Genomic DNA, 22,044 nt, shown 5'->3' on the forward strand with positions numbered 1-22,044 from the left:
CGTCTTCCGTCCATCAGTCTTGCGGCAGCCGATGCTCCGCAACGCACGTGCGCCGGCGGCGCGCCCCCGCGTAAGGTTGCTCTGGCGGCAGAGACGCCGACGCGACTACCGAAGGACCAGCACCACGTGCCCACGATCGAACACCTGACCGAACGCACCCCGCATGTCTCCCCGGATGACTTGCTTGACGGCTTTCAGCCGTCCTACCGATTCGGGGACGTCTCCTTTGACTCCTACATTCCCGACCCCAACCAGCCCTCTCAGGCGGCGGCGGTCGGGGAGCTGCGTCAATTCGCGGAGTCAATGAACGCCTCCAGCGGCGGGTTCCTCGCCAGGCTCTTTGGCAAGTCAAAGCCGGTCAAGACGGGCCTGTATCTTGACGGCGGCTTTGGAGTCGGCAAGACTCACCTGCTGGCTTCCCTCTGGCACGCGGCCCCGGGCCCCAAGGCGTTTGGCACGTTCGTTGAATACACGAATCTGGTGGGCGCTTTGTCCTTCCGCAAGACGGTGGAGGTGCTTAAGGGATATCGATTGGTCTGCATTGACGAATTTGAACTCGACGATCCGGGAGACACGGTGCTCATGTCCCGCCTCATGCGGGAATTGTCCGACGCCGGGGTCCGGCTGGTGGCCACGTCGAACACCCTGCCGGGTGCCTTGGGGGAGGGGCGCTTTGCCGCGGCCGACTTTAAGCGCGAGATTCAGGTGCTCTCGGACCAGTTCGACGTCGTCCGGGTGGACGGCGAGGATTACCGCCACCGTGGATTGCCGGACGCTCCCGCCACGCTCGCGGACTCCGAGGTGGAGGATTTTGCTCGGCAAAGGTTCTCGGAGAAGACCATCGCCGTGGATGACTTTGCCGCGCTGACTGAGCACCTCCAGCGCGTGCATCCGAGCCGGTACCGCCAGCTGATCGACGGGATTGATGTGCTGGTGCTGCGGGGAGTCTCCACCATTACTGAGCAGTCCCTGGCGCTGCGCTTCGTGGTGCTGGCAGATCGTTTGTATGACCGGGACGTGCCAATCGTTGCCTCGGGCGTGTCCTTTAGCGACCTCTTTACGCCGGAGATGATGTCCGGGGGGTACATGAAGAAATACTTCCGAGCCGTCTCTCGCTTGACCGCTCTGGCCCGGAACGGGCAGCTGAACGAATCCGCGACCTAGCGCGCGGAAGCGCAGGCGTGTCCCGCAGTGTGACGGTGCGGGGCACGCCGGGATGCCTGAGCTGCCGCTGTCGCTGTAGCGCAGATCGAGCGCACAAAAAGGGCCCCATCTACTGATGGGGCCCTTTTCGATGGAGCGGACAACGAGATTCGAACTCGCGACCTCCACCATGGCAAGGTGGCGCTCTAGCCAGCTGAGCTATGTCCGCAGATCTCAGAAGTCATCAGTGCTGATGCCTCTGGATTCTCGAATCCCGAGGATTCTCGAGTGGGCGATACTGGGTTCGAACCAGTGACCTCTTCCGTGTCAGGGAAGCGCGCTACCGCTGCGCCAATCGCCCTTGTCAGGGTGCAATCGCTGTAAGCGAGGTGGGGACGGGATTCGAACCCGCGTAAACGGCTTTGCAGGCCGCTGCCTCGCCTCTCGGCCACCCCACCATGTCCAGAACCCCTTCCGGAGAAGGCGGCCTTGGAGCGGTCGTGAAGACCTTACAGTGTCATGCGAGCGGACAACGAGATTCGAACTCGCGACCTCCACCATGGCAAGGTGGCGCTCTAGCCAGCTGAGCTATGTCCGCATGTCAAGATCGCGATCGATTCGGTGAGGTGTTTCTCGCCGTCCCGGCCGCGTTCCAACGAGTAAAAACTCTATACGAGCACTTTGGCGGGGCGCAAATCGAGGGCGCCCTGACCGGGCCTTTTCGCCTCCATGGGAGTTCGACGACGGGCCGTTTAGCCGCGGAATGGCGGGGAAAGGGGGCTTCTGAAAAAAATTTCGCGGCCGCCGACGGAACGGCGCGTTCGTGCCAGAATCGATCCATGACCACCCCCGCTTTGGCCCAGCAGACCGATCTGGGCAGGATGTACGCCCGCCGTATCGGCGGCACGCTCGAGGTGCCCTCGATCACCACCGTCATCGGCGTGGCCAGCCCGGATCTCACGGGGTGGGCCGGGCACATGGCGGCGACCGCCGTCGTCGGCGACCGTCGTCTGGCACATGCGGTCGGAGACCCACGGAGCCTCAAACAGATCGCCCGGGACGCCGCGGGCGCGGCGGAACGGTACCGGGACGACGCCGCCGCGCGCGGGGACCGCGTCCACGACTACGCCGAACAGGTGGCCTTGGCGGCGCTGGGACAAACGCACCACGTCGACGCCGCGCGGGCCGCCCTCGCGACGCACGGGGAGAGCGCCTTCGCGGAGCGATTCGACGAGTGGTGGCGCGCGTACGGCGTCGAGCCTGTGGCCGCGGAAGTGACGGTGTGGAACCACGAGGTGGGGTACGCCGGAACGTTAGACCTGGTGGCGCGGGTCGGCGGTCGGCTCTGCCTCATCGACTTCAAGACCAAGTCCCTGACCCGAGACGGCCGCGCTAAGCCGCTGGATGAGAAGGTCATCATGCAGTTGGTTGCCGGCTATAAGGCGGAAGAAATGTGCACGGACGCGGCCTCCGGAACCTGGGTGCCGTGGCCCTACGGTGACGAGCCGCCCCTGCTGCTGGCTGTCGCCATCGCCGAAACGGAGGCTGTGGCCCTCCAGGCACACCCGGCCTCGTTGCCCGTGCACTGGCGACGCTTCTGGGCCCTCAAGCAGGCCTGGAGTGCTGAGCAGCAGCTGGCCGCTACCGGGCCTGGGCTGCGGCCGGTCCCGCCGCCCAGCGTCGCGCCGAGCACCGTCTAGACTGGACTCTCGCCCGGCACCGTTGAAGAACCGAAGCACGTTGGCACCAGTCGTCCCGCCGGGCGGCGTGTTCGTCACGACAGGCGCGGTGCCCATGCGGGAGGAGCGGAACATGTCCGTACGGCAGATCCGGATCGTGGGAGATCCCGTTCTGAGGTCCCCGGCCGAGGACGTCACCGACTTCGGGCCTGAGCTGGCTCGGCTCGTCGAAGACATGATGGAGACCATGCGGGATGTCTCAGGCGCCGGGCTGGCCGCACCGCAGGTCGGCGTGGGGCTGCGCGTGTTTACCTACGAGGTCGACGGCGCGAGCGGGCACGTCGTGAATCCCGTGTTGGAAGTCTCCGATGCCGAACAAGAGCCGGGTTCCGAAGGCTGCCTGTCCGTCCCGGGACTGGGCTTTACCACCCCGCGCCGCGCGTGGGCTCGAGTGAGCGGATACACCGCTGCGGGCGAGCCGGTCACGGTGGAAGGCACCGGAATGCTCGCTCGCTGTTTCCAGCACGAGTGCGACCATCTCGACGGCACGCTGTACATCGACCGCTTGGCGGGCCAATCGCGCAAGGCGGCCATGCGCCAGATCCGCGCCGCCGAGTTCTCCACGGCCGCCGCTTCGACGCAGGCTGAGCGAGCGGGACGCGTCGGTAGCGCTTTCTCCGCGCAGACCTTCGGTGGCGCGCCGTTGGGGGGTGCCAAGTGAGGGTGCTGTTTGCCGGCACTCCGGCCGTCGCGGTGCCGTCACTGCGCCGTTTGGTAGCGGATGGGTACGACGTCGTTGCGGCGCTCACGCGTGACGACGCCCCACAGGGGCGTAAGAAGGTTCTCACTCCCTCTCCGGTGGCCGTGGTGGCGGAGGAACTGGGGGTGCCGATCATCAAGGCGAACCGCATCACAGAGGCGGCCCATCGCGCGATCGAGGAGGCAGGGGCCGAGGTCGCCGCCGTGGTGGCCTACGGCGGGATCATTCCCGAGCGGACGCTGGCGGTGCCTGAACACGGCTGGATCAACCTTCACTTTTCCTTGCTTCCGCGCTGGCGTGGGGCTGCGCCGGTGCAGCACGCGTTGATGGCGGGCGACGATGTCACGGGGGCGGTGACCTTCCGCCTCGAGGCGGGGCTGGACACCGGTCCCGTCTACGGGCAGATGACACGCGACGTCGACCCGGCCATGACCAGCGGCGAACTCTTGGCCGACCTCGCCGAGTCCGGTTCGGTCTTGTTGTCGCAGACCCTCGCGGGTGTCGACGCCGGCCAGCTGGTCCCCGTCCGGCAGGAGGGGGACATCACGCTGGCGCCCAAGCTGCTGGACGATGATGCGCGCATCGAGTGGACGCAACCGGCCTTGGCCATCCGGCGCCGCATCAACGCAGTAACTCCAGAGCCCGGACCGTGGACCACGCTGAACGGGTCCCGTTTCAAATTGGGCCCGTTGCGCCGGGATGCGTGGAATGATCCCGCCACCCGGGACAGCGCCCGGGCCTTAGCCGAGGAGCACCCCGCCTTGGCGCACCTCGCGCCGGGCGAGCTCTTCGTCGCGCCCGGCAAAAGGCCGCGCGTGTTCGTTGGCACCGGCTCCCACCCCGTGGAGCTCGAAACCGTTCAACCCGCCGGTAAGAAAATGATGCCGGCCTCCGATTGGGCGCGCGGTGGCGCGGCTCAGGAAGCGAGCCTCGTATGACGCCGCAGCAGCCGCAACCGCGCGGAAGCCGCCGCAATGACAAGGGCCGCCAGCGCAATCGCGGGGGCACACGCCACTACAGCGAGTCCGCGCCAGCGGCCCGCAAACGCACGGCGGACCCGGCGCGGCGGGTGGCCTTCGAGGTGCTGCGCGCCGTGGCAGAAGACGACGCGTACGCCAATCTGGTTCTTCCCACCCGACTGCGCAGGGCACGATTGGGCGCGCGGGACGCCGCTTTCGCGACCGAGTTGGCCTACGGGGCACTCCGCGGCCAGGGGACGTACGACGCCGTCCTGTCCCGCTGCGTCGACCGCCCCTTGAGCCGACTCGACGCGGCAGTGCTCGACGCGCTGCGGCTCGGCGCGCATCAACTCCTCGCGATGCGGGTGCCCCACCACGCCGCGCTCGACGAGACGGTCGCCCTGACCCGAGCCGAGATCGGCGCCGGAGCATCGGGCCTGGTCAACGCCGTGCTCCGCAAGGTGGCGGCCCATAGCCTGAGCGAGTGGGTTGCCACGCTCACGGCGGACCTCCAGGATGAGACGGCCGCTGCCGCCATCGAACATAGCCACCCTGAATGGGTGGTGCGTGCCCTCCGCCAGAGCCTCGCCGCGCACGGGCGCGATGTCGCTGAGATCGGTTCGCTGCTCGCGGCGGACAACGCCGCTCCTCGGGTCAATCTCGTTGCGCTACCGGGGCTGGGTGACCTCGCAGCGCTCTGTGCAGCGGGTGCAGAGGTGTCGTCGCTCGCCCCGGACGCGGCCACCTACGACGGGGGCGACCCCGGGCGGCTGCCGGGACTCGCCGAGGGGCGCGTCCGCGTTCAAGACGCCGGCTCTCAGCTGGTGGCCCGTGCGCTCGCCGGCGCACCGCTGGCCGGCCCGGATGAGCGCTGGTTGGATCTGTGCGCGGGTCCGGGCGGTAAGGCGGCGCTCCTCGCGGCACTTGCGTCTCAACGCGGGGCACACCTCGAGGCAAACGAGGTGGCCGAGCACCGCGCCCGCCTTGTGAGCCAGGCGCTTGCCGGAGTCGATCCACACGCCTTCAGCGTGGTCACCGGCGACGGTCGGCGTTACGCAGGCAGCGCTGGTGGCTACGACCGGATCATGCTCGACGCCCCCTGCTCCGGGCTGGGGGCGCTGCGCCGCCGTCCTGAGTCCCGGTGGCGTAAGAGCCCCGGGGACATCGCGGAATTGACCCAATTGCAGAGCGAGCTGTTCGACGCGGCCGTCGCCGCGCTGCGTCCCGGGGGAGTGCTGGCCTATGTCACGTGCTCACCGCACCCGGCGGAGACGACCGCCGTCGTTCTCGACGCCCTAGCACGTCATCCGCGGCTCCGGGCCCTGGACGCCGAGGCAGCGCTCGACGCCGTGGCCCTGACACCAACGAACGCCGGGGCCCAGGTGCCGGACAAGCGTGGCGCACCGCTCGAGGGGGCCCGCACCGCGCAACTATGGCCTCACCAGCACGGAACCGACGCCATGTTCATGGCTCTGTTGACACTCGAGGCTGAATAGCCCGGGACCCATTCTGCCGACCAACTGCAAGGGATATCGATGACCACCTGCCGCATTCATCCCAGCATTCTGTCCGCTGACTTCGCTAATCTCGAGAGTGAATTGCAGCGGATTGAGACTGCCGACGCCGTCCACGTCGACGTCATGGACAATCACTTCGTGCCCAACCTGACGCTCGGTCTACCGATCGTGCAGCGACTCCAGCAGGTCTCGCCGCTGCCGCTCGATGTGCACTTGATGATCGAGGACGTCGATCGCTGGGGACCGGGTTTTGCGGAGGCGGGGGCGGACTCGGTGACTTTCCACGCCGAGGCCTCCAACGCGCCGGTCAAACTGGCCCGTGATCTGCGAGCGGCCGGGGCCAAGTCGGCCATGGCCCTGCGGCCGGCCACCCCCATCGAGCCATACCTTGACATGTTGCCGGAGCTGGACATGGTCCTCATCATGACCGTCGAGCCAGGGTTTGGCGGGCAGGCCTTCTTGGACCTCACCCTGCCCAAGATCCGCCGCACCCGAGCCGCGATTGCCGGGACCGGATTGCCCATTGCGCTTCAGGTCGACGGCGGGATTTCGGCGGACACCATCACTCGCGCCGCGGAGGCGGGGGCCGATGTTTTTGTCGCCGGTAGTGCCGTCTACGGCCATGAGAGGCCGAGTGAAGCGATTGACACACTGCGCAACGCGGTCACCACCGTGCGCAGTTCTGTGGTCTAATTTCTGCACAAGCAATTTACGTGCTCCGGGGTCGGTGAAAGTCCGAACCGGCGGTGACAGTCCGCGACCCGCGATCCTCGCATACCGAGGTGACCGGTTGAGCCGGTGAAATTCCGGCACCGACAGTTAAAGTCTGGATGGGAGAAGCACGTACAGCCGCGCTATCTGGCGACGGGAGACCGTCGAAAGCCTGCGCGCACTGTCGTACCCCCGGAGCCGCCGCAGCTTCGAAGGAGGAACGATGGATGCAGCGCGGTGGCTCATTGACCTGTTTAACGCGACGATCCCGATCGGTGGCGGGCTCTTAGTCCGCGAAGTCGTCGGTAATCTCTTTGGCCTCGCAAGCGCCCTCGGTGGAATGCGCCGCCGCGTGTGGGCTTGGCCCGTGGGAATCCTCGGAAACCTGTTGCTCCTCACGGTGTTCCTCGGGAGCCTATTCGGCGATGCTTCAGCATCGACGCTGTGGGGGCAGGCCGGCCGGCAAATCATGTTCATTGCCGTGGCGATCTATGGCTGGCAGCGCTGGCGCAACGCGTCCGAGCCCGCCGCACAACACGCCGTGACGCCACGGTGGGCCACGGGGCGTCAACGGGTGGGACTCGTCGCAGGCATGCTGCTGGGCACCGTCGCCCTCACGCCGCTCTTCACGGCCCTCGGTTCCTATGAACCCGTCTGGGCCGACGCCTGGACCTTCGTCGGGTCCCTCCTAGCGACGTACGGCATGGCCCGCGGCTGGGTCGAGTTTTGGCTGATCTGGGTCGCCGTCGACGTCGTCGGCGTCCCGCTGCTCTTCTCCGCCGGGTACTACGCCACGGCCCTGATGTATTTGTTCTACGGGATCTTCACTGGGGTGGGCTTCTTCGTCTGGTGGAAAGCGGAGCGGCAGGCGCGGGGGGCGCGTGACGCGATCCCGGCCACCGCTGAGCAGCCCTCGCGCACGCGGGAGCCAGCATGAGTCGCAGCGGAGATCAGCCCGTGGGTGCTCTGCCCTTCGATGTGGAGGACGTCGGTGCCCGGGCCCTCGCGGCGGCCCGGCTCGGCGTTCGTGGGGCCAACCCGCTCGTCGGTGCCGTGATCGTCGACGCCGCCGGCCGGCGCATCGCCGTCGGACACCACCGCGGGGCCGGGACGCCGCACGCCGAAGCCGACGCTCTGGCCAACCTGCGCGCCGACGTCGAATCTGGTCGCCTCGACATCACGGACGCGAACCCACCGGGCGCGTGGACGATGGTCGTCACGCTCGAGCCGTGCCACCACACGGGGCGAACCGGCCCCTGTTCCCACGCCATTCGAGACGCCGGAATCGGCACCGTCGTCTACGCCGTCGCGGACTCGACCGACACCGCCTCGGGCGGGGCGGCCTGGCTGGCGGCGCAGGGGCATCGCGTGATCGCCGGATCCGCGCTGGCGCCGGAGTGGTCGCGGGCCGCTGCCCAGCTGAACCACCGCTGGTTTTCCGCCCGCGCCGCGGGGCGCCCGTTCACGACCTTGCACTTGGCCCAAACTCTCGACGGGAGGATCGCTGCGGCGGACGGGACCAGCCAATGGATCACGTCCACCGCCTCCCGGCATCACAGCCACCGGGTACGCGCCCGGGCTGAGGCGATCATCGTCGGTTCCGGCACCGTCGCGGCCGACAACCCGCGGCTGACGGCTCGCCTGCCGGACGGATCGGCCGCGCCGCGGACGCCGCTGCGGGTGGTCATGGGGCACCGTGACGTGCCGGAGGGAGCGGCTTTGGTGGGCGACGGCCACTACCGGCACGTGCGCTCCCGCGACCCGCGCGCGGTCTTGGCCGAGCTCGCCTCGGTGGGGATTGATCACGCCATGATCGAGGGCGGGGCGTCCATCGCTACCGCTTTTCTGCGCGAAGACCTGGTGGATGAGATCTGGCTGTATCAAGCCCCCCTCGTCCTGGGCTCCGGCCGCGGGGCGGTGGGCGATTTGGGGATCGACACCCTGAGCGCCGCGCGGCGCTTCGAGTACGACGACGTCGGCGACGGCGCGCTGGCCCGGTGCGGGGACGACGTCGTCCTTCACCTCACGCCGCGCGCCGCCGACCACGACACTGACACACTGATGCGGCGCTAGCGCCGACTCCGGTAGGAAAGAAGAGAACATGTTTACGGGAATTGTCACCGGTAAGGGACGCGTGGAAGCGATCGCCGAGCAACCGGGTGCGGGCACGACCCGCTTGCGTATCAGCGCACCGGGCCACGTGGATGATCTTGAGCTCGGCGGCTCGCTGGCCGTCAACGGCGTGTGCCTCTCCGCCACGTCGATCGAGGGGGAGGTGGTCGGCCTCGATGTGATCGGTGAGACGCTGCGTCTGACGACGACCGGATCCCTTCAGGTGGGGGACGAGGTCAACCTGGAGCGCTGCCTGCCGGCGCACGGGCGACTCGACGGGCACATCGTTCAGGGACACGTCGACGGCGTCGGTGAGCTTCTGGAACGCGCTGCGGAAGGACAGTGGGAGCGGCTGCGCTTCGGTGTCCCGACGCCGCTGGCCCGCTACATCGCCACCAAGGGATCGATCGCGATCGACGGCGTCTCGCTCACCGTGACGGGCGTTTCCGCTCCGGATGCCGCCCAGCAGTGGTTTGAGGTGGGGCTCATTCCGATGACCTTGCGGGAGACGGTGTTGGGACACCGGCGCGTGGGGGAAGCGGTGAATCTTGAGGTGGACGTCATCGCGAAGTATGCCGAGCGGCTCACCAGCTTCCTCGACCACGGGGGACAATCATGAGCGCCGGAACCGCGGAGGCCATCGTGTTTGACTCGATCGATGACGCCTTGGCCGCTATGGCGGCCGGCCGGCCCGTCGTCGTGGTGGACGACGAGGACCGAGAGAACGAGGGTGACATCATCTTCGCTGCCCAGTTCGCCACCCCCGAACTGCTCGGTTGGACCGTCCGGTACACCTCCGGGGTGATCTGCACGCCCCTCCTCGGGGCTCGGGCCGACGCGCTCGGGCTGCCGCCCATGGTCGAGCACAACGAGGACGCCAAGGGCACGGCATATACCGTATCCGTCGACGCGGCCTCCGGCGTGAGCACGGGGATCAGCGCAGCGGACCGGGCGAAAACCTGCCGCGTGCTCGCGGACCCCCACACCACCGCGGGCGAACTGACCCGCCCCGGGCATGTGTTTCCGCTCCGTGCGGAGGACGACGGCGTGCTCGCGCGTCGGGGGCACACGGAGGCGGCCGTGGACCTGTGCCGCTTGGCCGGTCTTGAGCCGGCGGGGGTCATCGCCGAAGTGGTTCACGACGACGGATCGATGATGCGGCTGGCCGCCCTACGTTCGTTCGCCACCGAGTGGGGAGCGCCCCTGATCAGTATCGAAGACCTGGCGGCGTACCGGCGGGAGCGCAGCGGTCGTGTGCCGGGCGGCGAGGAGGAGCCGGCGCCGGGGCGGGCCGGTGATCCCGAGCGCTCGGTCACCGGTGGGCCTCTCGTGCACGTGCCGACCCCGCACGGGGAGTTCGCGGTGCAAGTCTGGACGGACCACGCGACCGGCGACGAGCACCTCACGCTCACGCACCCGGGCGCCGGCACGTCAGCGGGGGTGCCGCTCGTTCGGTTGCACTCCGAGTGCCTGACGGGCGACGTGTTCGGTTCGTACCGTTGCGATTGCGGCGAACAGCTAGACACGGCGCTGGCGCGGGTGGCTGCGGAGGGCGGAACCGTGGTGTACCTGCGCGGGCACGAGGGGCGCGGCATCGGCCTAGCGAATAAGGTGCGGGCCTACGCGCTGCAAGATGCCGGCGCCGATACCGTGGAGGCCAACGAGCAATTGGGCCTGCCCGTCGACGCACGCAACTATGACGCGGCCGTGGGCATCCTGTGCCAGCTGGATCTGCAGCGGATCCGCCTGCTGACCAACAATCCGGTCAAGACGTCGTGGCTCCACGAAGCCGGCATCGTCGTCACCGAGACCGTCAGAGCGCTCATCCCGGCGCGCCCGGAAAATACGCGCTACCTCCACACTAAGCGCGATCGCATGAGTCACACCCTCGACGAGGGCACTTTCCAGTAGTCGCCCCACGCGGGCCCGTCAGAAAAGAGGAACACCATGGCAGGACACGGAGCACCGACCACCGGCGCAGCAGAACTCGTGGGCGCCGCCGGCCTGCGCGTAGCCATCATTGCCGCCGAGTGGCACCAGCAGGTCATGGAGGGGCTCGTGGCTGGCGCGCAGCGAGCCGCGGCTGATGCCCGGGCCGAGGCGACGCTCGTCCGCGTCCCGGGGACGTTCGAATTGCCCGTCGCCGCGGCCCGTCTCGCCGCCTCGTACGACGCCGTCGTCGCCTTGGGCGTCGTCATCCGCGGGGGCACGCCCCACTTCGACTACGTGTGCCAGGGGGCCACCGCAGGACTGACGGACGTTTCCGTCCGTACCGGGATCCCCGTTGGCTTCGGCGTCCTGACGTGCGACACCGAGGAGCAGGCCGTGGACCGCGCGGGTTTGGAGGGTTCGGCCGAGGACAAGGGGTACGAGGCCACGGCGGCCGCGCTACAAACCGCCGTGGTGCTCGGCTCCGCCGCACGCGGAGTCGCGTGATGCCGGCTATCGTGCCTCGGGTGGGTCGAACGGGCGGTTCGCGCGGTGTTTGTCACATAGCCCGGCCGCGTGTCAGCGCGGCCGGGGCGAAGCGCTAGGGTGGAGGGCGTGAAAACCTTCGACACCCTCTTCGCCGAACTGGCCGAGAAAGCGGAACAGCGCCCTGAGGGCTCCCGTACCGTCGCCGAGCTTGATTCGGGTGTCCACGGCATCGGAAAAAAGATCGTGGAAGAAGCCGCCGAGGTCTGGATGGCGGCCGAGTATGAGACGGACGCGGAAGCCGCCGAGGAAATCTCGCAGCTGCTTTACCACCTTCAGGTCCTCATGCTCGCTAAGGGACTCACGCTGCAGGACGTTTACAAGCATCTGTAGCCGTCGGCCGCACCGCGGTCGGCGGCGAGCGACGACTAGTCCAGCAGCCACCGAGAACCAAAGGAAGACCACAAGATGTTGCGAGTAGCAGTCCCGAACAAGGGTGCCCTGTCCGATGCCGCCACCTCCATGCTGAAGGAGGCCGGGTACCTGCAGCGCCGCGATCGGCGCGAATTGGCCATCGTTGACGCGGAGAATGACATTGAGTTCTTTTATCTGCGTCCGCGGGATATCGCCGTGTACGTGGGGCGCGGCATCCTCGATGTCGGCATCACGGGCCGGGATCTCTTTCTCGACGCCGAGGTGGGCACGGACGCCGAGGAAATTCTGCCCCTCGGCCTCGGCGCCTCGACGTTCCGCTTTGCCGGCCCGGCCGGAGACTTTTCCAGCGAAACCGAATTGAACGGCAAGCGCGTCGCCACCAGCTACGACGGCCTGTTGCGCGGTTACCTGAACCGGCGCGGCATCGACGCCGAGGTCGTACGCCTCGACGGTGCCGTGGAGTCCTCGGTCCGCTTGGGCGTCGCCGACGCCATCGCCGACGTGGTGGAGACCGGCAACACCCTCAAAGCAGCAGGCATGGATACGTTCGGTGAGCCGATCTTGGCCTCTGAGGCCGTGCTCATCGGCCGTGCCGGTGAGGTGCCGCAGGGCGTGGAGGTGCTCAAGCGGCGCCTGAACAGCGTCCTGGTGGCCAGCCGGTACGTCATGCTCGACTACGACGTCCCCAAGGATCTGGCCGAGCGGGCGTGTGCGATCACTCCGGGGCTTGAGTCGCCTACGGTATCGCCCCTGGCTGATTCCGGTTGGATGGCCGTGCGGTCGATGGTCCTGAAGAGCCAAACCAACGCGATGATGGACGAACTGTACGATTTGGGCGCGCGCGCCATTCTGGTCAGCCAGATCCACGCCTGCCGTATCTGAGAAGGAACCGACATGAGCGTTGCGATCCGTGTGATCCCGTGCCTCGACGTTGACGCTGGCCGAGTGGTCAAGGGTGTGAACTTCGAGGGCCTGCGTGACGCAGGCGACCCCGTCGAGCTCGCCAAGCGCTACAACGCCGCGGGCGCCGACGAACTGACGTTTCTTGATGTCACGGCCTCGTCCTCCAACCGGGACACGACCTTCGATGTGGTCTCTCAAACGGCTGAGGAAGTGTTTATCCCGCTCACCGTGGGCGGCGGCGTGCGCACTCCCGAAGACATCGACAAGCTGCTGCGCGCGGGTGCCGACAAGGCCTCGATCAATACGGCAGCCGTTGCCCGTCCCGAGGTGATTAGCGAGATTACAGATCGCTTCGGCTCCCAGGTGCTGGTGTTGTCCCTCGACGCCCGCCGCAGCACGCACCCGGGCCTCGAGTCCGGGTATGAGGTCACGACGCACGGCGGGCGCCAGAGAACGGGCCGTGATGCCGTGGCGTGGGCCCGCGAGGCCGCCGAGCGTGGGGTCGGGGAGATTCTGCTGAATTCGATCGATGCCGACGGAACGAAGAACGGGTTTGACCTCGAGATGATTCGTGCCGTGCGTGCCGCGGTCAAGGTGCCGCTCATTGCCTCCGGCGGCGCGGGGGAGCCCGCTCACTTTCCCCCCGCCATCGAGGCAGGCGCGGACGCCGTGCTGGCGGCCTCAATCTTCCATTTCGGCCCCGTTCACATGATTGCGGAGGTCAAGCAGGCCATTCGGGAGGCCGGTTTCCCTGTTCGCTGACCCGCACTTTCTGAATCGGCTGATGGACGCGGGCTGGCCCGCGGTGGAACGCGGGGAGATCGCCGGCTGGAGGCTGCGGTTCTCCGGTGGCGTCACCCAGCGGGCCAACTCGGTGCTGCCCTTGCAAGCGCCCGCCGATGTCCACGCGGCGATCACCGAGGTGGAGGAACGTCACTCCGCGCGTTGGATCAGGCCCGCATTCCAGCTCAACGAGGCCGCCCAGCCGAGCGACCTTGACCACATTCTCGCCGAACGCGGCTACGGCGTCGGGTCGCCGACTCTGGTGCAGATCCTTCACGGCAGCGATGTCCCCGCCGCACCGACGGCTACCGTGCCCGACGTCGTGGTGGCCGCGGCGCCAGACGAGGAGTGGCTGGACCTGTTTTGGGCTCAGGAAGGTCCCCCGGCGAGCGAGGATCAGCGCGTCTCCCGGCTGATTCTGACGGGGGTTCCGGCCCTGTACTTTTCCTTGCGCGTGGCAGGGCGGACCGAGTCCATTGCCCGGCTGGCTCTCGTCGACACCGACGACGACGGCGAGTCGGCCACGTTCGGTGGAATCTACTGTGTCCTGACCCGCCCCGAAGCACGGCGCCGCGGCTACTCGCGGCGGATCATGACGGCTGTTCTCGCTGAGGCAGCCCACCGGCGCCTCGCGGGATTGTGGCTCCAGGTCCGCGAGTCCAACGTCGGGGCCATTCAGCTCTACCATGAGCTCGGCTTTACCACGGCGTCGTCGTACTACTACCGCTCCCTAGCCGTCGAGGCATAAGGCGCGGGCGGCCCTCCGGCGCCGAGTGCGGCTAGTGGGAGGAGTGCGCTGCTGTGAGCTGGGCGATCGCCGCGTCGCTGCCCTCGAAGGTCACGAGAGCGTGGTCCCGCCGCCCAAAGGCGTACATCACTAGCTCCGGGGCCTCACCGGTGATCGCGACGGAATCGGCGCCCTTGCGTGCCACATGGCGGGTGCCGTCCGGCCGCACGAGGATGACGCCGACCCCCGCCTGACGGAACAGCAGATGTGACGCGCGCGTCAGGGCGGACCAGAGGCGCTCCGAGTAGGCTAGGTCCAAGACGCGCGGGGCCCACGTGTCATGCGCGCGACGGACGTCTTCCGTGTGGACAAAGAATTCGGTGAGATTGGCCGCGCGTTCCACGGGACCGATGGCCAGCGGCGAGAGTTTACTGGGGCCCTCGGCGAAGCGCTTCACGAGGCGCGCATATCCGGGCAAGGAACGGGCCTCGTCCGCCAACTTCGTCAGCTGGCGCTGCATGGGGCGTTCGAGGGGTCCGCCAGCGATCCCCGCGGCGAGAACGTGGTGTTCGCGCAACACCAGATGTGCGGCTAGGTGCCGGCATTCCCATCCGTCGCACAGCGTTTCAGCCGAGGGGCCAGCGGCCATCAAAGTCTCGGCAAGCATTTCGCGTGACGGGGGAACGAATCTCATCACTCTGAAGCTAACACGTTCGCCGCGAATCTGGGCGCTCTCGGCGGTCGTTTCAGTAACGATTTGAACGACGTTGAGCTCGAGGCGGCTTCGCCGTGGGGGCGCCGGGCGCCGGGCGCCAGGTCACGGGGTCTCGGCCCCGACGCGGCGGCAGCTAGACTGTGGGGCGATGTCGAGTCCAGAAAATACCCCCACCGCTGCCGAGCCGGGCAGCAGCCTCCTTGATCCAGCCGTGGCCGAGCGTCTGAAAAAAGACGCCGACGGGCTGGTGGCCGCCATCATCCAGCAGCATGACTCCGGCGAGGTACTCATGCTGGGCTGGATGGACGAGGAGGCCCTCCGGCGGACCCTCACCACGGGCCGCGTCACGTTTTGGTCCCGCTCCCGCGGCGAATATTGGCGCAAGGGGGACACCTCGGGTCACCGGCAGTGGGTGCGCTCGGTCAGCACAGATTGCGACGGCGACGCCCTGCTCGTGCAGGTCGACCAGGTGGGTGCAGCCTGCCATACGGGAACGCGCACGTGCTTTACGGGACGTGAGCTGCGCGCCGTCGTCGGGCACGAGGGGGAACAGTAGTGGCCACGCAACGCTTGGGGGTGCTCAGCCCCACCCGTGAGGAGTTCCGGGAGCTCGCTCGTGGGCGCCGGGTGATCCCCGTGACGCTGAAGGTCCTGGCCGATAGTCTGACCCCCATTTCGATTTATGAACGCCTCGCTGCAGGGCGCGCGGGGACCTTCCTCATGGAATCCGCCGCGGCTGGCGGCGTGTGGAGTCGGCACTCCTTTATCGGCGTGGATTCCCCGGCAACGCTGACGGCGCGCGACGGGCAAGCCTGCTGGCGCGGCGAGGTGCCGGTGGGTCTGCCCACCGAGGGGCTCGCCGTTGATGTCCTGCGCGAGACCGTCGCGGCCTTGCGCACGGAACCGCTGGAGGGCATGCCGCCCCTGACGAGCGGGATGGTCGGATTCGTGGGTTGGGATTGCGTCAGGCACTGGGAAAAGCTCCCGAATCCACCGGTCGATGACCTGCACCTGCCGGAGCTGGCCATGAACCTGGTCGGCGATATGGCCGTGCACGACAACACCGATTCCACCGTGACCCTGATTGCCAACGCCATCAATCACGACGGCGCCGACAGCGGGGTCGACGAGGCGTACGGTGCTGCCGTGCATCGCGTGGAGCGCATGTTGGAGGCCCTCAACACGCCAACGCCCACGCGTACGGCGACGTTCACGGGGGCGGACGTCGACGCGGACCAGCTCATGCGTACTGTGACCCACAGCTGGGCCGAAGGCGACTATCGCGCCGCCATTGAGCGGGGCCAGGAAGCCATTGTGGACGGCGAAGTCTTCCAAGTCGTCGTCTCGCGTCGCTTCGAACTCGCCACGGATGCTGACCCGCTCGACGTCTACCGTGTGCTGCGCACGACCAACCCCAGCCCGTACATGTACCTCTACACGATGGCGGACGACGACGGGGGGACCTACTCCATTGTCGGTTCGTCTCCCGAGGCGCTGGTGACGGTTGATGATCGGGACGTCGTCACGCACCCCATCGCGGGATCGCGCCCGCGCGGGGCGACGCAGGAAGAGGACGCGCTGCACGAGAAGGACTTGCTTGCGGACGAGAAGGAGCGGGCCGAGCACCTCATGCTCGTTGACCTGTCGCGCAACGACCTGTCCAAGGTGTGCCACGCAGGGACGGTGGACGTCACCCAGTTCATGGAAGTGGAGCGATTCAGTCACATCATGCACCTAGTGAGCAACGTCGTCGGCCGGCTCCGCGAGGACGCTACGGCGTATGACGTGCTGGCGGCTACGTTCCCGGCGGGCACCCTCTCGGGCGCCCCCAAGCCGCGCGCACTGCAACTACTCGATGAGCTCGAGCCGCACCGCCGCGGGGTTTATGGCGGCGTGGTGGGCTACTTGGACTTCGCCGGAGACATGGACATGGCGATCGCTATTCGCTCTGCGCTGATCAAGGACGGCGTCGCTTACGTGCAGGCCGGCGGCGGAATTGTCAACGATTCTCAGATTGACGCGGAGGCGCTGGAAACCGTGAATAAGTCCGCCGCGCCGTTGCGCGCCGTGTGGGCCGCCGGAAGCATGACGGCGTACGAGCACGGAAAGATCGATTCCTAATGTCACGTCGAACCGCCGTTTTCGCCGCCCTGGCCGGCGCTCTCGTGGCCCTGCTAGCGGTGACTCGCACCTGGATCGAGGTTGTCCCCGGGCCGCAGGCCATCATTCAGGCGCCCGTCGTCGTCCCCGGCGCAGACGCCGCCACCAGCGTTTCTGCGCTGGCCGTTGTCGCACTCGCTGCCAGCGTCAGCCTGTCGATCGCCGGGCGGATCACTCGATACATCATCGGGGCACTCATCCTGCTGGCTGGAGTCGGCATCGCCGGTGCCTCGTGGGGCGTGATGGCCAGCCCGGAATCCGCCGCGGCCACGCTGGTGGGTGAGGCCGCGGGCACGGCACAGATCGATGCGGACTACGTCGTCGCGGTCTGGCCGTGGGTTGCCATGGCGGCCGGAGTTTGGGTGGCCTTGGCCGGTCTTGCGGTGCTGGTCGCCTCCCGGCGGTGGCGAGTCTCTCGGCGATATACGACGGCGTCGGCCACCGCAGGCAGTGCGTCGGCGGAGCCCTCGAGCGAGGCGACCGAGCAGCCCCTGGACGAGATCGACGGATGGGATCAGCTCAGCCGCGGCGACGACCCCACCCGCTGACGCCGCGCACGGTCACCGAGGACGCACTTGGGCCCGATCAGTGGCAGAATGGCAGTAGTTCTACAACCGGGCGAAAAGCCCACCACCTTCACAAGGAGTACAGCGATTATGGCGAACGCCGCTGATCAGTCCAGTCACGCCGTCGACCCCATGCACTCGGAGCAGCCGGGCCACGGCAACAGCGTTGCTGCGTGGTCCATGGTGGGCGTTATGCTCCTCGGTTTTGCCGTGGGCTGCGTTGGCTTCACGATCGCGAACATGCCCGTCCTCGCCGCCGGTGTCGTCATCATCGTTGCCGGCCTGATCCTTGGCTGGATCCTGAAGAAGGCCGGGTTCGGCGTTGGCGGCGCTAAGTCCAAGCCTTCCCACTGATCGTGAGCGTTCTTGACGACATCATCGGGGGAGTCCGCGAAGACCTCGCGGCGCGTCGGGTAGCCGTCCCAGATGCGGACATTCAGGCCGCCGCGCGAGCCGCTGCCCCGGCACGCAACGCGTGGGCCGCGCTCGGCGGCGTGACCGGTGACGTGCAGCGGGATACTCGCTTGCACGTCATCTCGGAGGTCAAGCGGAAGAGCCCCTCGAAGGGTGCCCTCGCGGAGATTCCCGCCCCGGCCGAGCTGGCGCGCCGGTACGCGGACGGGGGAGCCTCGGTCATTTCCGTGCTCACCGAACAGCGCCGATTCGGCGGCTCGCTGGAAGACTTCGACGCCGTGCGTTCCGCCGTCGACGTCCCCTTGCTGCGCAAGGACTTCATGGTCGAGGATTACCAAATCTTCGAGGCCCGCGCGCACGGAGCCGACCTCATCCTGCTCATTGTGGCCGCGTTGAGCGACGAGGACCTGCGTCGCATGCTCGCCGTGGCCCGCGAGTTGGGGATGGAAGCCCTCGTTGAGGCCCACACTGAAGAAGAGATCGACCGCGCCGTGGCGATCGGAGCCACCATCATCGGCGTCAACGTGCGTAACCTAAAAACCTTGGACGTCGACCGTGGGACGTTTGCCCGGCTGGCCAGCCGCATTCCCTCCGACGTCGTCATCGTGGCCGAGTCTGGCGTGCGTTCAGTAGAGGACGTCGTCGACTTTGCTACTCAAGGCGCCGACGCCATTCTCGTCGGTGAGGCCCTCGTGAAAGACGCCATGCCACGCGACACCGTCGCCGCGTTTGTCAGCGCGGGCAGCGCCGCCAAGCCCGCTCGCCGTTAGCGACGAGCGCAGAACCAGCCCATCGACCCCGTCTTCGGAAGGCAGGCAGAACCGTGAGCGATTCCGCGCACCAGCAACCAACAGGTGGGCCCGCCGAGGCCTTTCTGAGTCATGACCACAGCTTGCGCGATGCGCCGGGCCCGTACTTCGGGGAGTTCGGCGGGCGGTGGATGCCTGAATCACTGATCGCCGCGCTCGACGAGCTGACGGAGACCTTCGAACAGGCCAAGCGGGACCCCCAGTTCACGGCGGAGGTCATCGAGCTTAATCGCAGTTACTCTGGCCGTCCCTCCCTGTTGACGGAGGCCCAGCGCTTTAGCGAGCACGCCGGCGGGGCGCGGATTTTCCTCAAACGTGAGGACCTGAACCACACCGGCAGCCACAAGATCAACAATGTCCTCGGGCAGGCCCTCCTCGCAAAGCGCATGGGCAAGACCCGCATCATCGCCGAGACGGGCGCTGGCCAACACGGGGTCGCCTCAGCGACCGCGGCCGCATTGTTGGGTCTCGAATGCGTGGTCTATATGGGTGCGGAGGATACGCGTCGTCAGGCGCTCAACGTGGCCCGGATGCGGCTGCTGGGGGCGGAGGTCGTTCCCGTCGAGGCTGGCTCTCAAACGCTGAAGGACGCGATCAACGAGGCCCTGCGAGACTGGGTCACCAATGTCGAAACCACGCACTACCTCCTGGGGACGGCGGCCGGTGCGCACCCCTTCCCGGCGCTCGTGCGCTACTTCCACCAAGTCATTGGCGACGAGGCGCGGGAGCAGATTCTGGAGCAAGTGGGTCGACTGCCGGATGCTGTGTGCGCGTGCATCGGCGGCGGGTCCAATGCCATTGGTATTTTTCACGGGTTCCTCGACGACCGCGAGGTGGAGTTGTACGGGTTCGAAGCCGGCGGCGACGGCGTGGACACTCCCCGGCATGCCGCGACCATCACCCTGGGGCGGCCGGGCGTGCTGCACGGGGCGAAAAGCTACCTCATGCAGGACGAAGACGGCCAAACCATCGAGTCCCATTCGATTTCCGCAGGATTGGATTACCCCGGGGTGGGCCCCGAACATTCGTATCTGCACAGCATCGGCCGGGCAACCTACGAGCCGATTACGGACGCCGAGGCGATGGACGCTTTCAAGCTCCTATGCCGCACCGAGGGCATCATCCCCGCGATCGAGTCTTCCCACGCCTTGGCCGGCGCCCTCAAGGTGGGTCGCCGCAAGGTAGAAGCCGGTGCCGATCCGCGCGACGTCGTCATTATCGCGAACCTTTCCGGTCGCGGCGACAAGGACGTCGGCACCGCCGCTGAATGGTTCAACTACCTCGACGCCGAAGGACAGGGCGCATGACGACGACTTCGACCGGGGCCAGCCCGATCACCAGCAAGACGGCTGCGGCGATTGACGCCGCGCGAGCCGAGGGGCGCAAGGCCTTGATCTGCTATCTTCCTGCCGGGTATCCCGACGTGCAGTCGACGATCGACGCCGCCGTGGCGATGGCGGAGAACGGTGCCGACGTCATCGAGCTGGGCATCCCGTATTCAGACCCGGTGATGGACGGGCACGTCATTCAGGCCGCGACGGTCGAGGCCCTGGCGAACGGCTTCAAGGTCAGCCAGATTTTCGACGTCGTCCGCGGCATCACCGAGCGCTGCTCAGCGGCCGTTCTGGTCATGACGTACTGGAACCCTGTACTGCGCCTCGGCGTGACGGAATTCTCACGCCGCCTCGCTGAGGCTGGCGGTGCCGGACTCATCACCCCGGATCTCATTCCCGATGAGGCCTCCGAATGGATATCTGCTTCCGACGAATACGGCTTAGACCGCGTCTTCCTCGTCGCCCCAAGTTCGACGCCGCAACGCATGGCCGAGGCTGTCGCCGCGAGCCGGGGCTTTGTCTACTGCGTGTCCATCATGGGCGTCACCGGCGCCCGCACGTCCGTGGCGACGACGGCGCGTGGCGTGGTCGAGGCCGCCCATGCCGCCGGTGCCGAGCGCGCGTGTGTGGGGCTGGGCGTATCTCAGCGGCAGCACGTTGAGGAGATCGGAAGCTACGCCGATGGCGTCATCGTAGGGACGGCCCTCGTGGCCGCACTGCGTGACGGCGGCGTCGCAGCGGTCGGCGAGCTGACCGCGCGCTTGAGCGGCCGGACGGAGGCGGCAGCATGAACCTCGCATCGATCCCGAGTCCTCCCGCGGAGTTTTCGAGTTTCAGCCTCGGCCCGCTGACCATTCACGCGTACGCGCTCTGCATCTTGGCTGGCATTGTCGTGGCGATGTGGCTGACCAACCGTCGCTGGCGCGCCAAGGGCGGGCCCGAGGGCGTGGTCTGGGATATTTGCATTTGGGCGATCCCCTTCGGGATCATCGGCGGGCGCCTGTACCACATTTTTTCCTCACCCGACGCCTACTTCGGGCCAGGGTTCGACGGAACCGGCGACCTGTCTCTTACGTGGCAAATTTGGCGTGGAGGACTGGGAATTTGGGGCGCGGTGGCCCTCGGCCTCGTCGGCGCCTGGATTGCCTGCCGGCGCTACGGAGTGAAGCTCTCCGCGTTCGCGGACGCCGCCGCCCCCGGCGTCCTGTTAGCGCAGGCGATTGGACGTCTGGGCAACTGGTTTAATCAGGAACTCTTCGGCGGCCCTACCACCTTGCCGTGGGGCCTCGAGGTCGATGCCACCAGCCCCAATTTTCCGGCTGGATTGCCGGCGGACACGCTGTTCCATCCCACCTTTCTCTATGAGATGATCTGGAACCTCCTCGGCGTCGTCGTGCTCTTGGCACTGGACCGGCGCTTTAAGTTCCGCCGCGGGGCCATGATGTGGCTCTACATCTTCGTCTACACCTTGGGCCGCGTCTGGATCGAGATGCTCCGCATCGATGATGCCGAAATGATCACCATCTTCGGCCTGACCCAGCGCCTCAACGTGTGGACCAGCGTCCTGTTGTTGCTGGTGGCCGCCGCGGCCTTCATCGTGACTGTCATCACGTCCCGTGGTGCGGTCGAGGACGGCGTGTATCTTCCGGGTCGCCGCCCTGCGGACGAGGGTGAGGAAGGGTCGGCGGACGCCGCCGAATCCGCCGTGACTAGCGATGATTCGGCCTCAACCGCCTCGAAGGGACGGCGCTCTGCTCACGCTGAGACGGAGAGCGCCCCGCATGATCGCGCAAAACGTGATGGGACTGAAACCGGCGCGTAAAAATCGGGCACCGTCTGGGGAGGTGCCCCGCGCCGGTGCTAATCTCGCCATACTCATGTGTAGCGATCACGAAAGACAAC

General features: G+C 67.3%; 24 protein-coding genes, 4 tRNA genes and 1 riboswitch. Of the genes, 23 read left to right on the top strand and 5 right to left on the bottom strand.

The genetic code is table 11. From position 1 onward, the window contains the following. Positions 1-126: 126 nt before the first annotated feature. Entirely contained in the window at positions 127-1,164 is a 1,038-nt protein-coding gene (gene zapE / locus IW252_RS12550) for a cell division protein ZapE (protein WP_196837269.1), read from the top strand. 131 nt (positions 1,165-1,295) lie between these two features. Here zapE and IW252_RS12555 read toward each other — a convergent pair. The 4 genes from IW252_RS12555 to IW252_RS12570 form a co-directional block, all read right to left on the bottom strand. After that, a tRNA-Gly gene (locus tag IW252_RS12555) sits at positions 1,296-1,372 on the bottom strand. 60 nt (positions 1,373-1,432) lie between these two features. Beyond that, positions 1,433-1,504, bottom strand: a tRNA-Val gene (locus IW252_RS12560). Between the two features lie 26 nt (positions 1,505-1,530). Then, positions 1,531-1,601 (bottom strand) — tRNA-Cys (locus IW252_RS12565). Positions 1,602-1,667: 66 nt separating this feature from the next. Then, positions 1,668-1,741: transfer RNA gene (locus IW252_RS12570), tRNA-Gly, on the bottom strand. 241 nt (positions 1,742-1,982) lie between these two features. Between IW252_RS12570 and IW252_RS12575 the strand changes: the two genes are divergently transcribed. The 14 genes from IW252_RS12575 to IW252_RS12640 all read left to right on the top strand — a co-directional run bounded on the left by IW252_RS12575 (position 1,983) and on the right by IW252_RS12640 (position 14,165). Beyond that, on the top strand, positions 1,983-2,843 hold the full coding sequence (locus IW252_RS12575) for a PD-(D/E)XK nuclease family protein (RefSeq protein ID WP_196836869.1): 861 nt from the start codon (positions 1,983-1,985) through the stop codon (positions 2,841-2,843). Between the two features lie 112 nt (positions 2,844-2,955). Continuing rightward, complete coding sequence (gene def / locus IW252_RS12580) at positions 2,956-3,543, top strand: peptide deformylase (RefSeq protein WP_231366010.1); 588 nt, start codon at positions 2,956-2,958, stop codon at positions 3,541-3,543. Then, positions 3,540-4,520 (top strand): methionyl-tRNA formyltransferase, encoded by a 981-nt coding sequence (locus IW252_RS12585; protein ID WP_196836871.1) that lies wholly within the window; start codon positions 3,540-3,542, stop codon positions 4,518-4,520. The genes def and IW252_RS12585 overlap by 4 nt, the downstream gene beginning before the upstream one ends. After that, complete coding sequence (locus IW252_RS12590; RefSeq protein ID WP_196836872.1) at positions 4,517-6,037, top strand: RsmB/NOP family class I SAM-dependent RNA methyltransferase; 1,521 nt, start codon at positions 4,517-4,519, stop codon at positions 6,035-6,037. Before IW252_RS12585 ends, IW252_RS12590 begins: the two co-directional genes overlap by 4 nt. A 39-nt stretch (positions 6,038-6,076) precedes the next feature. Then, positions 6,077-6,751, top strand: coding sequence for a ribulose-phosphate 3-epimerase (gene rpe / locus IW252_RS12595; protein WP_196836873.1), 675 nt, complete (start codon positions 6,077-6,079; stop codon positions 6,749-6,751). 16 nt (positions 6,752-6,767) lie between these two features. Next, positions 6,768-6,905: riboswitch (FMN riboswitch) on the top strand. An 87-nt stretch (positions 6,906-6,992) separates the two neighbouring features. Then, complete coding sequence (gene pnuC, locus IW252_RS12600; protein WP_196836874.1) at positions 6,993-7,706, top strand: nicotinamide riboside transporter PnuC; 714 nt, start codon at positions 6,993-6,995, stop codon at positions 7,704-7,706. Beyond that, entirely contained in the window at positions 7,703-8,842 is a 1,140-nt protein-coding gene (gene ribD, locus IW252_RS12605) for a bifunctional diaminohydroxyphosphoribosylaminopyrimidine deaminase/5-amino-6-(5-phosphoribosylamino)uracil reductase RibD (protein WP_196836875.1), read from the top strand. Before pnuC ends, ribD begins: the two co-directional genes overlap by 4 nt. A gap of 28 nt (positions 8,843-8,870) precedes the next feature. Continuing rightward, a complete protein-coding gene (locus IW252_RS12610; RefSeq protein WP_196836876.1) occupies positions 8,871-9,500 on the top strand; it encodes a riboflavin synthase in 630 nt (209 codons plus the stop codon). Further along, positions 9,497-10,792, top strand: coding sequence for a 3,4-dihydroxy-2-butanone-4-phosphate synthase (gene ribB / locus IW252_RS12615; protein ID WP_196836877.1), 1,296 nt, complete (start codon positions 9,497-9,499; stop codon positions 10,790-10,792). The genes IW252_RS12610 and ribB overlap by 4 nt, the downstream gene beginning before the upstream one ends. Positions 10,793-10,828: 36 nt before the next feature. Further along, complete coding sequence (gene ribH / locus IW252_RS12620; protein ID WP_196836878.1) at positions 10,829-11,317, top strand: 6,7-dimethyl-8-ribityllumazine synthase; 489 nt, start codon at positions 10,829-10,831, stop codon at positions 11,315-11,317. Between the two features lie 108 nt (positions 11,318-11,425). After that, positions 11,426-11,689: a phosphoribosyl-ATP diphosphatase gene (locus IW252_RS12625; RefSeq protein WP_196836879.1), complete on the top strand. Its 264-nt coding sequence runs from the start codon at positions 11,426-11,428 to the stop codon at positions 11,687-11,689. 75 nt (positions 11,690-11,764) lie between these two features. Beyond that, a complete protein-coding gene (gene hisG, locus IW252_RS12630) occupies positions 11,765-12,613 on the top strand; it encodes an ATP phosphoribosyltransferase (RefSeq protein WP_196836880.1) in 849 nt (282 codons plus the stop codon). A gap of 12 nt (positions 12,614-12,625) precedes the next feature. Beyond that, entirely contained in the window at positions 12,626-13,396 is a 771-nt protein-coding gene (gene hisF, locus IW252_RS12635) for an imidazole glycerol phosphate synthase subunit HisF (RefSeq protein ID WP_196836881.1), read from the top strand. A 22-nt stretch (positions 13,397-13,418) separates the two neighbouring features. Beyond that, positions 13,419-14,165: a GNAT family N-acetyltransferase gene (locus IW252_RS12640; RefSeq protein ID WP_196836882.1), complete on the top strand. Its 747-nt coding sequence runs from the start codon at positions 13,419-13,421 to the stop codon at positions 14,163-14,165. Positions 14,166-14,196: 31 nt separating this feature from the next. Here IW252_RS12640 and IW252_RS12645 read toward each other — a convergent pair whose 3' ends face one another. After that, positions 14,197-14,838 (bottom strand): TIGR03085 family metal-binding protein, encoded by a 642-nt coding sequence (locus tag IW252_RS12645; RefSeq protein ID WP_196836883.1) that lies wholly within the window; start codon positions 14,836-14,838, stop codon positions 14,197-14,199. A 169-nt stretch (positions 14,839-15,007) separates the two neighbouring features. Between IW252_RS12645 and hisI the strand changes: the two genes are divergently transcribed. From hisI to lgt, 8 genes are all read left to right on the top strand, one after another. After that, positions 15,008-15,415, top strand: coding sequence for a phosphoribosyl-AMP cyclohydrolase (gene hisI / locus IW252_RS12650; protein ID WP_196836884.1), 408 nt, complete (start codon positions 15,008-15,010; stop codon positions 15,413-15,415). Continuing rightward, positions 15,415-16,980: an anthranilate synthase component I gene (locus tag IW252_RS12655; protein WP_196836885.1), complete on the top strand. Its 1,566-nt coding sequence runs from the start codon at positions 15,415-15,417 to the stop codon at positions 16,978-16,980. The genes hisI and IW252_RS12655 overlap by 1 nt, the downstream gene beginning before the upstream one ends. Beyond that, a complete protein-coding gene (locus tag IW252_RS12660) occupies positions 16,980-17,567 on the top strand; it encodes a Trp biosynthesis-associated membrane protein (RefSeq protein WP_196836886.1) in 588 nt (195 codons plus the stop codon). Before IW252_RS12655 ends, IW252_RS12660 begins: the two co-directional genes overlap by 1 nt. Positions 17,568-17,675: 108 nt before the next feature. Beyond that, complete coding sequence (locus IW252_RS12665) at positions 17,676-17,939, top strand: HGxxPAAW family protein (protein WP_196836887.1); 264 nt, start codon at positions 17,676-17,678, stop codon at positions 17,937-17,939. 2 nt (positions 17,940-17,941) lie between these two features. Beyond that, positions 17,942-18,769, top strand: coding sequence for an indole-3-glycerol phosphate synthase TrpC (gene trpC, locus IW252_RS12670; protein WP_196836888.1), 828 nt, complete (start codon positions 17,942-17,944; stop codon positions 18,767-18,769). A gap of 53 nt (positions 18,770-18,822) precedes the next feature. After that, positions 18,823-20,115, top strand: a complete 1,293-nt coding sequence (gene trpB, locus IW252_RS12675; RefSeq protein ID WP_196836889.1) for a tryptophan synthase subunit beta — start codon at positions 18,823-18,825, stop codon at positions 20,113-20,115. Further along, positions 20,112-20,933, top strand: a complete 822-nt coding sequence (trpA, locus tag IW252_RS12680) for a tryptophan synthase subunit alpha (protein ID WP_196836890.1) — start codon at positions 20,112-20,114, stop codon at positions 20,931-20,933. The genes trpB and trpA overlap by 4 nt, the downstream gene beginning before the upstream one ends. Continuing rightward, a complete protein-coding gene (lgt, locus tag IW252_RS12685; RefSeq protein ID WP_196836891.1) occupies positions 20,930-21,964 on the top strand; it encodes a prolipoprotein diacylglyceryl transferase in 1,035 nt (344 codons plus the stop codon). The genes trpA and lgt overlap by 4 nt, the downstream gene beginning before the upstream one ends. The last annotated feature ends 80 nt before the right edge of the window (positions 21,965-22,044 follow it).

The organism is Zhihengliuella flava (assembly GCF_015751895.1).
Classification (GTDB): Bacteria; Actinomycetota; Actinomycetes; order Actinomycetales; family Micrococcaceae; genus Zhihengliuella; species Zhihengliuella flava.